This window comes from Rugosimonospora africana, assembly GCF_016862975.1.
Classification (GTDB): domain Bacteria; phylum Actinomycetota; class Actinomycetes; order Mycobacteriales; family Micromonosporaceae; genus Rugosimonospora; species Rugosimonospora africana.
In genome coordinates this window covers 108,032-122,223 of sequence record NZ_BONZ01000045.1, presented here as the reverse complement: position 1 = coordinate 122,223, position 14,192 = coordinate 108,032, and the positions used below count along the sequence as shown (strand labels likewise).

The following is a 14,192-nucleotide window of genomic DNA, read 5'->3' as shown; positions in this document are numbered from 1 at the left end:
CCCGCGGGTGGGTCACCCGCGGCGGACCGCGGTGAACCACTCGACAAGAAGTGAGGACTCATGCGCGTTAACCGTACGTTGACCGCGTTGCTCGCGGGCAGCCTGGCGATGACCGGGTTGGCCGCGTGCGGCGGCAAGAGCGCTGCCACCACCAAGTCTTCCGGCGTGCTGAACATCGGTATGCCCGACGGCGCGACGCTGCCGGCCAACAACAACCCGTACCTGGACGCCTCGTTCGCCAAGCACCTGGGATACACCTGGCTGATCTGGGAGCCGCTGGCCCTGCAGAACGAGGCCAAGCCGACCGCCGACCCGAAGCCGTGGCTTGCCACCAAGTGGGACTGGTCCAACGGGTACAGCACCCTGACGCTGACTATCCGGGACAACGTCAAGTGGTCCGATGGATCCGCGATGACCGCCGACGACGTGGCCTACTCCTTCCAGATCATGAAGGACAACAAGGGAGTCAACTACTACGCGCTGCCCATCAAGGATGTGTCCAGCAGCGGCAGCACCGTGACGGTGAACTTCGACGGGTCGCAGTACGTGAACCGAACGAAGATCCTCTCGACTCAGGTCGTCAACAAGAAGCAGTGGTCGGCGATGGCGGACCCGTCGAAGGACACGGTCGCCAACCCGATCGGTACCGGCCCGTACAAGATCAAGTCCGTCACGCCGTCGACAGTCACGCTGGACGTGCGCAGCGACTACTGGCAGAAGCCGCCGAAGGTCGGCGAGATCCGTTGCACCACCTACAGCGGCAACGACACTCAGCTTCCCGCGCTGACCAGCGGCGCGACCGACTGGAGCTACGAATTCCTGGCCAACGCGAAGTCCACCTTCGTGGCCCGCGACCCGGCGCACTTCAAGCTGTGGTTCCCGCCGGCGCTCAGCGCCGACGGCCTGTGGTTCAACACCACCAAGAAGCCGTTCGACAACCCGCACCTGCGCCGGGCGATGAGCATGGTGGTCAACCGGGACGACATCTTCAACGAGGGCGAGGCCGGCTACTTCAAGCCGAAGATCGACAACATCACAGGTATCCCAACCCCCGCGGGTGACCCGTTCATCGCGGCACAGTACAAGGGCAAGTCCTCGCAGGCCGACGTCGCCACGGCCAAGAAGGAGCTGACCGACAACGGCTTCACCTACGCCGGCAACACGCTGAAGGACCCGACCGGCAAGGCGGTCACCTTGACGCTGAGCGACCCGGCGGACTGGAACGACTACCAGACCGATCTGACCATCATCAAGGACAACCTGGCCACCATCGGCATCACCGCCAGCATCGACAAAGCGAACCAGGACGCGTGGTTCGACGCCGTCGGCAAGGGCAACTTCGACGCCGTGATGCACTGGACCAACGGCGGGGCGACCCCTTACGACATGTACCAGAACATCATGGACAGCGCGCAGCTGCAGCCGATCGGCACCACCGCCTCCGGCAACTACGGCCGCTTCAACAGTCCGGACGCCACCGCGGCGCTCAAGGCGTACACGGCCGCCACGGACGACGCCGGGCGGCAGGCCGCGCTGGAGAAGATCGAGCAGATCATGGTCGAGCAGATGCCGATGATCCCGACCTCGGCCGGCAACCTCGGTGCCGAGTACTCGACCGCGAAGTGGACCGGGTGGCCGGACGAGAGCAACCCGTACGAAGCCAACCAGCCGACCCGTCCGGGCATGCTCGACGTCGTCCTGCACCTGACGCCTGCCTCCTGACGCCTCGCGACAGTGCGTGCCGGACCGAGATCCCCGAGGACTGTCCGGCACGCACCGTCGCAATCCCCGCTCTCGGATCGCAAGGAGTGTCCCGTCCATGACGACCCCCGCCGCCGAAGTAGTCCTTGAGGCTGAAGGTCTCACCAAGCACTTTCCCGTGCGCAAGCGCGGGCGGGCGGCCCTGAGCAGGGAGGTCCGGGTCGTCCACGCGGTCGACGACGTGGACCTGCGACTGCTCCGTGGCCAGGTCACCAGCCTGGTGGGGGAGTCCGGCTCGGGAAAGTCGACGGTCGCCCGCCTGCTCGCCCAACTCTATCCCCGCACCTCCGGAGACATTCGGCTGCACGGGGAGCCCACTCCGCTGGCCACCGCCCGGGGAGGCCGGCGGTTCCGGGCGTACTGCCGCCGGGTACAGCTGATTTTCCAGGACCCGTTCGCCTCGCTGAATCCGGTGCACAACGTCGAATACCACCTGACCCGGGCGCTGCGCATCCACGGCCGCGCGGGCCAGGGGAAGGAGCAGCTGCGTGCGGCGCTGGCGAACCTGCTCGACCGGGTGCAGCTCACGCCCGCCGACCGCTACCTCAGCAAGTACCCGCATGAGCTGTCCGGCGGTCAACGCCAGCGGGTGGCCATCGCCCGCGCCCTGGCGGCCGATCCCGAGGCGCTGCTGGCCGACGAGCCGGTGTCGATGCTGGACGTCTCGATCCGGCTCGGCGTGCTCAATCTGCTGCGTGACCTCAAGGAGCGGCTGAACCTCGCCATCCTCTACATCACCCATGACATCGCCTCGGCGCGCTACTTCGCGGACACGGTCCTGGTGATGTACGCCGGCCGGATGGTCGAGGGCGGCGACAGCGAGACGGTGACCCAGCGGCCGGCGCACCCGTACACGCGGCTGCTCGTCGAGTCCGCTCCCGATCCGGACCGCCTCACCAGCGAGGCCGGTTCGCTCGGCGAGGCCGGCGGGGCCGGCGAGGCCGGCACGGCTGGCGGTGTCGGCGGGGCCGGCGCGCCCGTCCCGGGCGGCGAACCGCCGAGCCTGATCTCGCCGCCGGCCGGCTGCCGGTTCCACCCGCGCTGCCCGTTCGTGATGGACAAGTGCCGCACGGAACTGCCGCCGCGCCTTCAGGTGGGCGACACCGGCGAGCACTGGGCCGCCTGCTGGCTGTTCGAGGGGGTCGCGGCATGAGATTCTTCCTGCGCCGCTTCGCGTTCTACGTGTTCACCGCGTGGGCCGCGATCACCATCAACTTCTTCATCCCCCGGCTGATCCCCGGCGACCCGGTCTCGGCACTCGTCGCCGGGATGCGCGGGCAGATCACCAGCGACCAGATCCAGTCGCTGACCGTCCTGTTTGGACTCGACAAGCACGAGAGCGTGTGGATGCAGTACGTCGACTACCTCGAACAGCTCAGCCACGGCGACCTGGGCATCTCGTTCGGCAACTTCCCGCTGCCGGTCACCTCGGTGCTCGCCTCGGCACTGCCCTGGACGCTGCTGCTGATCGGCGTCACCACCATCATCAGCTTCGCGATCGGCACCCTGCTCGGAATCGTCGTCGGCTGGCGGCGCGGCTCCTGGCTGGACGGCCTGCTGCCGGTCACCACGTTCCTGTCGTCGATCCCGTACTTCTGGCTCGGCCTGATCGCGGTCAGCGTCGTCACGTACGCCGGCTACTTCCTGCCGATCTCCGGCGGGTACGACCCGGGACTGGTACCCAGCTGGAACCTGGAGTTCATCGGCAACGCCATCGAGCACGGGCTGCTTCCCGCCATCACCATCGTCGTCGCCTCGGTCGGCGGCTGGCTGCTGTCCATGCGCAACATGATGGTGACCGTCACCGCCGAGGACTACGTCACCGTGGCGCACGCCAAGGGGCTGTCCGAGCGGCGCGTGGTGATGGGCTATGCCGCCCGCAACGCACTGCTGCCCAGCGTTTCCGGCTTCGGCATGGCGCTCGGGCTGGTCGTCGGCGGCACCTTTCTGGTCGAGTACGTGTTCTCCTACCCCGGTATCGGGCTGCAGATGCTGCAGGCCATCGCCCGGCATGACTACCCGCTGATCCAGGGCATCTTCCTGGTGGTGACGCTCGCCGTGCTCGCCGCGAACTTCCTGGCCGACATCGCCTACCTGGCGCTCGATCCTCGTACCCGCAAGGAGGGCTGAGCGATGACCGCCGCAGCCACCGGACTGACCACCGCGACGCCGCCACCCGACCTGACCGGTACCGGTGGCGCGCCCCGGCGCGGTCGCGGCCTACGCCGGTTCCTGGTCAACGGCAAGGTGACCACCGGACTGGTCATCCTGCTCATCTTCGCGGTGGTGGCCGTCCTCGGCGACACCATCGCGCCGTACGACCCGAGCAAGCGCAGTAGCGACATCCTTCAGGGACCGGGGTGGAAGCACTGGTTCGGCACCACACACATCGGCCAGGACATCTTCAGCCAGGTGATCGTCGGTACCCGCAGCGTGATGTTCGTCGGCCTGGCCGCCGGGGCGGTCGCCACCGTGGTCGGTGTGGTCATCGGCGTGACGTCGGGGTACCTGTCGGGAGCCGCGGCCGAGAGCCTGTCCGCGATCTCCAACGTGTTCATCGTCATCCCGGCCCTGCCGCTGATCATCATCATCACCAACGTGGTGCCCAACTCGGGCGACTGGACGATCGCCCTGGTGATCGGGTGCACCTCCTGGGCGTGGGGCGCCCGGCTGCTGCGCGCGCAGACCCTGTCGCTGCGCCGGCGCGACTTCGTCGAGGCCGCCCGGGCGACCGGCGAGTCGACCTGGCGCCTCATCGGCTTCGAGATCCTGCCCAACCTGACCGCCATCATCGCCTCGTCGTTCATCGGCACGGTCATGTTCGCGGTGGCCACCGAGATCGCGCTGGCGTTCGTCGGCGTCTCCGGCATCTCCGAGTGGAACTGGGGCGAGATCCTGTTCTGGGCGCAGGGCCAGCAGGCGCTGCCGCAGGGTGCCTGGTGGTGGTTCGTCCCGGCCGGCCTGTGCATCGCGCTGTTCGGCACCGCGCTGTCGCTGGTGAACTTCGGCATCGACGAGTTCGTCAACCCTCGGCTGCGCAGCAACGCCCGGCGGTCGTTCCGGGCCGCCGACGGTCGCCGGGTCCGGATGCGGGTGGGTTTCACCCCGGTCGTACAGGCACCCCCACGCGGTGAGGACAACGAACGATGAGCATGAGCAAACCCCTGACGATGAAGCCGTCCCGATCCATCGCCGCCGACGCCGTGCTGGACATCCGCGGGCTGTGCGTCGACTACGGTGTCGACGACAACGCCGTGCGGGCCGTGCGCGACGTGAGCCTGACGCTGCGCCGCGGCGAGGTGCTGGGCCTGGCGGGGGAGAGCGGCAGCGGCAAGTCGACGCTGGCCTACGGGCTGGCCCGGCTCCTGCCGCCGCCGGGAGTCATCAGCGCCGGCGAGGTCATCTACAGCCCGCCGGACGGCGAGCCGGTCGACGTGCTCACCCTCGCCCCGCTGGCGCTGCGGGCGTTCCGCTGGGCCGAGACCTCGATCGTGTTCCAGGGAGCGATGAACTCGCTGAACCCGGTGCACAAGGTGTCCACTCAACTGATCGACGTCATCGCCGCGCACTCGCCGGGGATGAGCCGGCGGGCGATGCTGGACCGGGCCCGGGAACTACTCACGATGGTCGGTATCGCGCCGGACCGGCTCCACGCGTACCCGCATCAGCTCTCCGGTGGCATGCGCCAGCGGGTCATGATCGGTATGGCGCTGGCTCTGGAGCCGAAGATCGTCATCATGGACGAGCCCACCACGGCCTTGGACGTGGTGATGCAGCGGCAGATCCTGCGCCAGATCGTCGAGCTGCGCGAGCGGTTCGGCTTCTCGGTGCTGTTCATCACCCATGACCTGTCGCTGCTGGTCGAGTTCTCGGACCGGATCGCCATCATGTACGGCGGCCGGATCGTCGAGGAGGCACCGGCCGCCCTGCTCTACCGAGACGCCCTGCATCCCTACAGCCACGGCCTGCTGCACTCGTTCCCGGCCCTGCGCGGGCCGCGCCGCGAGCTGGCCGGGATCCCCGGATCCCCACCCGACCTGCAGGCGATGCCGTCCGGGTGCTCGTTCCATCCCCGCTGCCCCCGGCGATTCGATCCGTGCGCGGTCGACATACCGGTGCTCGGTTCTCCAGCGGACAGGGTTCGCGAGGCGCGAACGGTCGCGTGCTGGCTGCACCCGGCCGGTGGCGCCATCGACTGATACCGGACTTGACCGATGCGCCTCCCACCCGAGTCGCGAGGGCGGGTGAAACCTTTGTCTGAACAGGAGAGCCGTGATCACCAATCCGGGGGCCAGCGCGGCCGTCAGCCGTCATGACGAAACCATCAACCGCCTGCCGGCCACGTTCCTTTGGGGTACGGCGACGTCGGCGTACCAGATCGAAGGAGCCGTCGCCGAGGACGGCCGAACACCGTCCATCTGGGACACCTTCTGCCAGGTACCCGGTGCGATCGACAACGGCGACGTGGGCGACACCGCCTGCGACCACTACCACCGGATGCCCGGGGATGTGGCGCTCATCCGCGAGCTGGGCATCGACACGTACCGCTTCTCGGTGGCCTGGCCGCGGGTGCAGCCGCACGGGCGCGGACCGGTCAACCCGGCCGGCATCGCCTTCTACGAGCGGCTGGTCGACGAACTGCTGGCGCAGGGCGTCACGCCGTGGCTCACGCTGTATCACTGGGACCTCCCGCAGGAGCTGGAGGACGCGGGCGGCTGGCCGGTGCGCGACACCGCCCACCGGTTCGCCGACTACGCGCAGCTCGTCTACGACCGGCTGGGCGACCGGGTGGTCCACTGGACCACGCTCAACGAGCCGTGGTGCTCGGCGATGCTGGGATACGTGGAGGGCGTGCAGGCGCCGGGGCGGCGCGACTTCACCGCCGGCATCCACGCGGTACACCATCTGCTGCTCGGGCACGGGTTGGCCGCGCGGCGGCTGCGGGACTCGGCGACCGGGCCGCTGGAGCTTGCCATCACGCTCAACCTGGGCACCGCCAACCCGGCCACCGACGCGCCGGAGGACCACGAGGCCGCCCGCCGCGCGGACGGTCTGGGACTGCGCCTCTACCTGGACCCGCTGGTGCACGGCCGGTACCCGCGAGACGTGATCGCCGACCTGGCGCGGCGCGGGGTGGCGCTGCCGGTACGGGACGGTGACCTCGAGGTCATCAACGCGCCGCTGGACAGCCTCGGCGTGAACTACTACTTCAGCCAGCGCGCGTCGGGCAGTGCCGAGGACGGTTCGACTCACGACGCGGACGGGATCCCGGTCGGGCGCGGCCTGCCCTACGGCCTGCCGCGCACCGCGACCGGCTGGGAAATCATGGCGGACGACTTCCGGAACCTGCTGGTGCGCATCGGTCGGGATTATCCTGGGCTGCCGATCGTCGTCACCGAGAACGGCGCGGCCTTCGAGGACAAGCCGGACGCCGACGGTCACGTGGACGACGAGGACCGCACCGAATACCTGGCCTCGCACATCGCCGCGGTCGCGCAGGCGCGCCAGGCGGGTGCCGACGTCCGCGGCTATTTCGTCTGGTCGTTGCTGGACAACTTCGAGTGGGCGTACGGGTACGACAAGCGGTTCGGCATCGTCCGGGTGGACTACGCGACCCAGCGGCGCATCCCCAAGCGCAGCGCCTACTGGTACCGCGACACGATCCGCCGGATCCAGCAGGGCTGAGCCACCCGCGACACGGCGCCCCGCGCCCGGAACCGAGGTTCCGGACGCGGGGCGCCTACCGTGCCGTGCTCTAGGGGAAGCTGACCACGTTGTGCGGTACCACCGAGGACGGCAGCGCCGCGTCGCCCGTGTCGTTGATGACGTGGGTGATAGAGCCTTTGCCGAGCGAGACGGTGAGCACGTCGTGGAACTTCACGCCCGCGGTGTTGGGCACCTCGAACGAGTGGTACGCGGCGATGCTCGAATCCGTGGTGAAGACACAGTAGCTGCCCAGGCCCCACGCCTCGTGCGTGGTGACCGTGTTGGCCACCTTGTACGCCGCCCAGCCGGTCATCCCGTCGTGCGACCACGCGGCCGCGCTCGGCGGGTCGTACGGCAGTTCGTTCTGGAAGAAGATCGTCTTGCCGCCGTTGCCGTTCCAGACCACGTTGTACTGCTGGAAGTGCTCGACGAACAGCCCGTAGGCCGACACGTTGGCGCCGTTGACGATCAGGCCGTTGTTGGCCGGGTTGGTGGTCCAGCCCGCGCCGGCGCCGTGGTCGGCGCGCCAGGCCCAGATGTGGTCGATGATCGTGTTGCTGCTGTTGACCACGAGTGCGGCGCTCGCCGCGGCGGGTCCGGCGCCACCGATCCGGAAGAACACGTCCTGGACCAGGCTCGGGTCGCTTGCGTGGCTGGCCGAGGAGCCGGCCGGACCGACCTGCATCAGTGACGCCGAGTTGGTGGTGCCGGCGTCGATGAGCAGGCTGGACACCTTGACGCCGTTGACGTCCGCGATGTTCAGCGGGGTCACGCCGTTGTCGGCTTCGAGGGTCGCGTAGCCGAGACCCATGACCACGGTGTCCGCGCGGGTGACGTTGATGGGTGCGTTGATGTGGTAGATGCCCGGGGTGAACAGCAGGTTCAGGCCCTGGGCCAGGGCCGCGTTGAGGGTCGCCACGGAGACGCCCGGCTGCGCGACGTAGAACGAGGTGAGTGGGATGGAGGTACCCGGGGTGTTGCCGTTGAGCCAGGTGGCGCCCGAGCTGTTGTTCTGCAGCGACGGTACGAACACCCGGTAGGCGCCCGAGGTGTCGGTGTAGAGGTAGGGCTTCTCCTCCGTCACCGGGGTGGTCGGAAGCACCGTGTAGGGCGGGTTCGGGAAGCTCTGCGCGGGAGCGCCCTGCACGCCGGAGAACACCATGTTCCACACCGCGCCGTTCCAGCCGCCGATGGTGCTGTTGCGGGTGTACCACTGCTGCTGCGAGCACGGGCCGATGGTGCCGCTGACCCGGCTGTCGGCGATGTAACCGCCGGAGGCCCAGCCGCAGTTCGGCGAGGCCAGGGTCATGCCACCGTGCACGTCCATCCGCCGGAACGGCGCCGCCTGCGCGACCGCCCACCGGTCGGTCCCGGAGACCGGGTAGAGGGACATGTTCTCCGCCGAGCGCCAGAAGTTGAGCGTGGCGTTGCCGGCGTTCCAGCCCGCGTCGACCGTGATGTCACCGTGCAGGGCGACGTCGTCGGGGTTCTGGCCGAGACCCGCGATCGAGGTGTAGAAGCCGATCTGGGCGTTGAGGCCGCTGTACGAGCCGGGCTTGAACAGCAGCTCGTACCGGCCGGTGCCGAACTGGGCGGTCTCCTGCTGGGCGAAGACCGAATCCAGCCGGGACTGGATGCTCGTGCTCGACATCGAGGGGTCGAAGACGATCACGTTCGGGCCCAGCGAGCCTCCGCCCTGGATCGGGCCGGTGGTGCCCGTCGGGCTCGGCGTCGGGCTGGTGCTGGGGGTGGGGCTCGGGCTGGTCGCGGTGCCGCCGAGGTGCACGATGAACTCCCAGATGGAGTACCCGTACCCGGTGCCTCGCGCGGTGCCGTACACCCGCACGTAGCGCCCGCTGCCGCTGACGTTGATGACCTGGTTGCCACCCGTCCCGTTGGTTATCGACGAAAGGACGGTCCACGTCGCGTTGTCGTTGGACACCTGGATCTGGAACGCCTTGCCGTACGCGGTCTCCCAGTTGATCTGCACCTGGCAGATGGGTTGCGCGCTGCCCAGGTCGACGGTGAGCCACTGTGGATCGCTGGCCGCGCTGGACCAGCGGGTGGTGCCGCTGCCGTCCACCGCGGAGGAGGCGGGGGTGCCGCCGTTCTCGGTGCTGGAGGCTGTCGCGGGCTTGTTGAGCGCGGCGTTGGTGGCGGTGTCGCACGCGGTCGAGCTCGGCGTGGGCGAGGTGGTGCCGGTCGAGCCGTAGACCTGGAACTCGTACAGCGAGTATCCGTAGCCGGTGGCCCGGGCGGTGCCGTACAGCCGCACGTACCGGCCGCTGCCGCTGACGTTGTAGGTCTGCGTGCCGCCGGTACCGTTGGTCACGCTCTGCAGCGTGGTCCACGTGGTGCCGTCGTTGGACGACTGGAGCTGGAACGCGGTCGCGTAGGCGCTCTCCCAGACCACGGTGATCTGAGTCAGCGCGGCGACCTGGCCCAGGTCGACCTGGATCCACTGTGGATCGGAGAACTGGCTGGACCACCGGGTGCCGGTGAGGTTGCCGTCGACCGCGGCGGACGCCGGCGTACCGGCGTTCTCGACCGAGGACGCGGTGGCCGGCTTGCCCTGGGAGAGCAGGCTGGAGGCCGCGCTCGCCGGCAGGGCGGTGGTCGCCGCGTACCCGCCCACCAGGGCGAGCAGGACGGCGGCTATCGCCGCGTAGATTCTGCCGCGGCGGCGGCCCCATGATTCTGCGGGGACGTGCATCAAAGGCTTCCTCTCGACGCATTCGGAATGCTCCGGTGTCACCGCAGGCAGGGGCGGGGCACTGGGGCGGGACGGTGTTCCGCTTACATGGAGGTCCGACGATCTGTTGAGCGCTCTGGCGATAGAGTTCTACGCCTTTATTCAACTGTCAATAGAAGGCCACGGAGTTGCCATGACCGAGTGGTGTCGCGGCCCGCTCTCCGGGCCGACATGTTGACGGATCGACCGCCTTGACTTGCGTCGGTGCCAGAGAGAAACTGAGGCAGTTTGGAGAGCGCTCTCCCACGATCGTCGGCTCTCCCGCTCACGATGGGCTGAGGTCCAGGCAGGTCCAGCCTCGCGGCACAGGCTCCGCGGACTCGGTGCGACGTCCGACCGCCCCTGTCCGGCGGCTGCCCGTGCACCCGCATCACCCGGCGCCCCCCCCGGCCGCCGGGCCGTCCCAGCCCCACCCTCGGTCCTCACCCTCCGTCCCAAGGAGAGAGCTCATGAGACGCCTGCCGCCGAGCAGCTGGAAACCTCGAATGTCACCCGCCTTCCGGCGCCGGCGCCTGCTGGCCGCCGTCGGGATCGGGGCGATCGTCGCGACGTTCGCCGTGGCGCTGGCCACCGGAGCGAACGCGGCGTCCACCCTGCTCTCGCAGGGCCGGCCGGTCACCGCCTCCTCGACCGAGGGGGCCGACACCCCGGCGTCCGCGGCCGTCGACGGCAACCCGGGCACCCGCTGGTCGTCGCAGTTCTCCGACCCGCAGTGGCTCCAGGTCGACCTCGGCGCCTCGGCGAGCATCACCCAGGTCGTGCTGCAGTGGGAGGCCGCCTACGCCACGGCGTTCCAGATCCAGACCTCGCCCGACGGCAGCGCGTGGACCTCGATCTACTCGACCACCACCGGTACCGGCGGCACGCAGACGCTCAACGTCACCGGTACCGGTCGCTACGTGCGGATGTACGGCACCGCGCGCAACGGCGGCTACGGGTACTCGCTGTACGAGTTCCAGGTCTACGGTTCCTCCGACACCGGAGGTGGCGTCCCGACCTGCGGCACGGACAACGCCGCCCTCAACCGTCCGGCGAGCGCCTCATCCACCGAGAACGCGGGCGCCAACCCGGCCTCGGCGGCGTTCGACGGCAACCCCGGAACCCGGTGGGCGAGCCAGTTCTCCGATCCCCAGTGGATCCAGGTCGACCTGGGCACCACCCAGTCCATCTGCCAGGTCGTGCTGACCTGGGAGGCGGCCTACGCCACAGGTTTCCAGATCCAGGTGTCGCCGGACGCGGTGAACTGGACGCCTGTCTACTCGACCACCACCGGTACCGGCGGCACGCAGACCCTCAACGTCTCCGGCAGCGGCCGGTACGTGCGGATGTACGGCACCGTGCGGGTCGGCGGGTACGGGTACTCGCTGTGGGAGTTCGTGGTGCACACCGGCGGTGGTGGTTCCTCGCCGACTCCGAGCCCCACGCCGACCACGTCCCCGACCGGGTCGGGCAACTGGACGTCGCTGTGGAGCGACAGCTTCACCGGCAACGCCGGCACCGCGCCGTCGGGCACCAACTGGAAGTACGACACCGGCGCCTCCACCTCGGGCGGCCTGGAGACCACCACCAACTCGACCACCAACGTGGCCCTGGACGGCGCCGGTCACCTGAACCTGACCGCGGTCAACTCGGGCGGCGGCTGGACCTCCGGGAAGATCGAGACTCAGCGCTCCGACTTCACCCCGCCCGCGGGCGGCATGCTGAAGATCTCCGCCGTGCTCAAGCAGCCCAACCCGGCCAACGGGATCGGGTACTGGCCGAAGTTCTACGCCAGCGGCGCGGCGATCCGCGGCAACTCGGCGAGCTGGCCGGCGGCCGGCGAGACCGACATCATGGAGGACGTCAACGGCCGCAGCCAGACCGCGGCCACCCTGCACTGTGACGTCGCGCCCGGCGGTGCGTGCCAGGAGTACAACGGCCGGACCAGCAGCCTGCTGACCTGCCCCTCCTGCCAGACCGGCTACCACACCTACGCCGAGATCATCGACCGCAGCACCTCCGACGAGCAGATCCGCTGGTACCTGGACAACGACCAGATCTGGAGCGTCAGCGAGAGCCAGGTCGGCGTCGCCGCCTGGCAGGCGGCGGTGGACCACGGCTTCTACCTGACGTTCAGCCTGGGCGTCGCCGGATCGTTCCCGGACACGGTGTGCGGCTGCACCTCCGCGTCGGCCGGCCCGAGTTCGGGCGGCCAGCTCAGCATCGACTCGGTGGACGTCTCGCAGCTGACCGGCTCCGCACCACCACCGTTGACCACCCCGCCGGTGCCCAGCGGCGGCAGCGTCGTGAAGGTGACCGGGTCGCAGGGCAACTGGAAGCTGACCGTGAACGGCTCGCCGTACCAGGTGAAGGGTTTGACCTTCGGCCCGTCGTCGGCGACCAGCGGTGCCTACCTGGCCAGCCTCAAGGCGATGGGGGTGAACACCCTGCGCACCTGGGGCACCGACGCCACGTCCAAGCCGCTGCTGGACAACGCGGCGGCCTACGGCCTCAAGGTGGTCAACGGGTTCTGGCTCAACCAGGGCGCGGACTACGTCAACGACACCGCCTACAAGACCAGCACGCTGAACTCGATCGTGTCCTGGGTGAACACCTACAAGAACCACCCGGGCGTGCTGATGTGGGACGTGGGCAACGAGGTCATCCTCACCACCCAGGACCACTACTCGGGTGCCCAGGTGGAGGCCGAGCGGATCGCCTACGCGCGGTACGTCGAGCAGGTGGTCCAGGCCGTCCACGCGGCCGACCCCAACCACCCGGTGACGTCGACCGACGCGTACACCGGCGCGTGGCCGTACTACAAGCAGTACACGCCCTCGCTGGATCTGCTCGCGGTCAACTCCTACGGTGCCGTGTGCGGTGTCAAGCAGGACTGGATCAACGGCGGGTACACGAAGCCGTACATCCTCACCGAGGGCGGGCCGTCGGGCGAGTGGGAGGTGCCCAACGACGCCAACGGGGTACCCACCGAGCCGAGCGACCCGCAGAAGGCAGCCGGGTACACCAGTTCGTACAACTGCCTGATGAGCCACACCGGCGTCGCGCTGGGCGGCACCTGGTTCCACTACGGCATCGAGAACGACTTCGGTGGCGTCTGGCTCAACACCTTCACCGGTGGCTGGCGGCGCCTGGCCTACTACTCCGTCGCGCAGATGTTCGGCGGCAACGCCGGCGCCAACACCCCGCCGGTGATCAGCGGCATGACCGCGGGGCAGAACGTGGCGGCCGGCTCGACCTTCCCGGTCAGCGTCAACGTCTCGGATCCCAACGGGGACCCGATCCACTACAACCTGATGCTCACGCACAAATACATCGACGGTGGCACCGGGCTCAACTACGCCAGCTTCACCCAGACCGGCACCTCCAGCTTCTCGGTCACCGCGCCGCAGACGCTGGGCGTCTGGAAGGTGTACGTGTACGCCTACGACGGCCACGGCAACGTGGGCATCGAGACGAAGTCGTTCACGGTGGTGCCGCCGCCGGTCAGCGGGACGAACGTCGGCCGGGGGAAGCCGGCGACCGCGTCCTCGACCCAGGCGCCGCTCAACGGGGCGACGTTCGACCCGGGCAACGCGGTGGACGGCAACCTGAGCACCCGGTGGGCGACCGACTGGAGCGACCCGCAGTGGATCCGGGTCGACCTCGGCCAGTCCACCGCCATCCATCACGTCCAGCTGGTGTGGGAGAGCGCCTACGCCAAGGCGTACCAGATCCAGACGTCCAACGACGGCAACACCTGGACGACGGTGTACTCCACGACCACCGGGGACGGCGGCGTCGACGACATCAACCTCACCGGTACCGGCCGGTACGTGCGGATGAACGGAACCGCCCGCGGTACCGCCTACGGATACTCGCTCTACGAGTTCGGCATCTACAGCTGACCGTCCACAAGGGATCGGTGATCCGGTTCCGGTACGAGCCTGGGCGCGGGTCGCCGCGCTGCGGTGGCCCGCGCCCAGGCTGGCTCTGG

Annotated in this window: 8 protein-coding genes; 7 read left to right on the top strand and 1 reads right to left on the bottom strand. The window is 68.9% G+C overall.

Translation table 11 applies throughout. From position 1 onward, the window contains the following. The first annotated feature begins 60 nt into the window (after positions 1-60). From Raf01_RS24060 to Raf01_RS24035, 6 genes are all read left to right on the top strand, one after another. The gene (locus Raf01_RS24060) at positions 61-1,722 is read left to right on the top strand and encodes an ABC transporter substrate-binding protein (protein ID WP_203920245.1); all 1,662 of its coding nucleotides are present in this window, start codon (positions 61-63) and stop codon (positions 1,720-1,722) included. A 97-nt stretch (positions 1,723-1,819) separates the two neighbouring features. Continuing rightward, a complete protein-coding gene (locus Raf01_RS50915) occupies positions 1,820-2,914 on the top strand; it encodes an ABC transporter ATP-binding protein (RefSeq protein ID WP_203920244.1) in 1,095 nt (364 codons plus the stop codon). Then, on the top strand, positions 2,911-3,891 hold the full coding sequence (locus tag Raf01_RS24050; protein WP_203920243.1) for an ABC transporter permease: 981 nt from the start codon (positions 2,911-2,913) through the stop codon (positions 3,889-3,891). Before Raf01_RS50915 ends, Raf01_RS24050 begins: the two co-directional genes overlap by 4 nt. A 3-nt stretch (positions 3,892-3,894) precedes the next feature. Continuing rightward, positions 3,895-4,911, top strand: a complete 1,017-nt coding sequence (locus Raf01_RS24045) for an ABC transporter permease (RefSeq protein ID WP_203920242.1) — start codon at positions 3,895-3,897, stop codon at positions 4,909-4,911. 2 nt (positions 4,912-4,913) lie between these two features. Next, positions 4,914-5,960 carry an ABC transporter ATP-binding protein gene (locus Raf01_RS24040; protein ID WP_239133859.1) on the top strand — a complete coding sequence of 349 codons (1,047 nt, stop codon included), beginning with the start codon at positions 4,914-4,916 and terminating at the stop codon, positions 5,958-5,960. A gap of 76 nt (positions 5,961-6,036) precedes the next feature. Continuing rightward, positions 6,037-7,446 (top strand): GH1 family beta-glucosidase, encoded by a 1,410-nt coding sequence (locus Raf01_RS24035; RefSeq protein WP_203920333.1) that lies wholly within the window; start codon positions 6,037-6,039, stop codon positions 7,444-7,446. A 70-nt stretch (positions 7,447-7,516) separates the two neighbouring features. Here the strand turns inward: Raf01_RS24035 and Raf01_RS24030 are convergent, their stop codons facing one another. Next, entirely contained in the window at positions 7,517-10,180 is a 2,664-nt protein-coding gene (locus Raf01_RS24030) for a discoidin domain-containing protein (RefSeq protein ID WP_203920241.1), read from the bottom strand. Positions 10,181-10,668: 488 nt separating this feature from the next. Here Raf01_RS24030 and Raf01_RS24025 point away from each other — a divergent pair, with 488 nt between their 5' ends. Then, positions 10,669-14,103, top strand: coding sequence for a galactose-binding domain-containing protein (locus Raf01_RS24025; protein WP_239133858.1), 3,435 nt, complete (start codon positions 10,669-10,671; stop codon positions 14,101-14,103). Positions 14,104-14,192: the final 89 nt, after the last annotated feature.

Bases quoted from the DNA above. Each gene is read 5' to 3' on its own strand.
- Raf01_RS24060 (WP_203920245.1), top strand. From the start codon at position 61: ATGCGCGTTAACCGTACGTTGACCGCGTTGCTCGCGGGCAGCCTGGCG.
- Raf01_RS24050 (WP_203920243.1), top strand. From the start codon at position 2,911: ATGAGATTCTTCCTGCGCCGCTTCGCGTTCTACGTGTTCACCGCGTGG.
- Raf01_RS50915 (WP_203920244.1), top strand. From the start codon at position 1,820: ATGACGACCCCCGCCGCCGAAGTAGTCCTTGAGGCTGAAGGTCTCACC.
- Raf01_RS24045 (WP_203920242.1), top strand. From the start codon at position 3,895: ATGACCGCCGCAGCCACCGGACTGACCACCGCGACGCCGCCACCCGAC.
- Raf01_RS24040 (WP_239133859.1), top strand. From the start codon at position 4,914: ATGAGCAAACCCCTGACGATGAAGCCGTCCCGATCCATCGCCGCCGAC.
- Raf01_RS24030 (WP_203920241.1), bottom strand. From the start codon at position 10,180: ATGCACGTCCCCGCAGAATCATGGGGCCGCCGCCGCGGCAGAATCTAC.
- Raf01_RS24025 (WP_239133858.1), top strand. From the start codon at position 10,669: ATGAGACGCCTGCCGCCGAGCAGCTGGAAACCTCGAATGTCACCCGCC.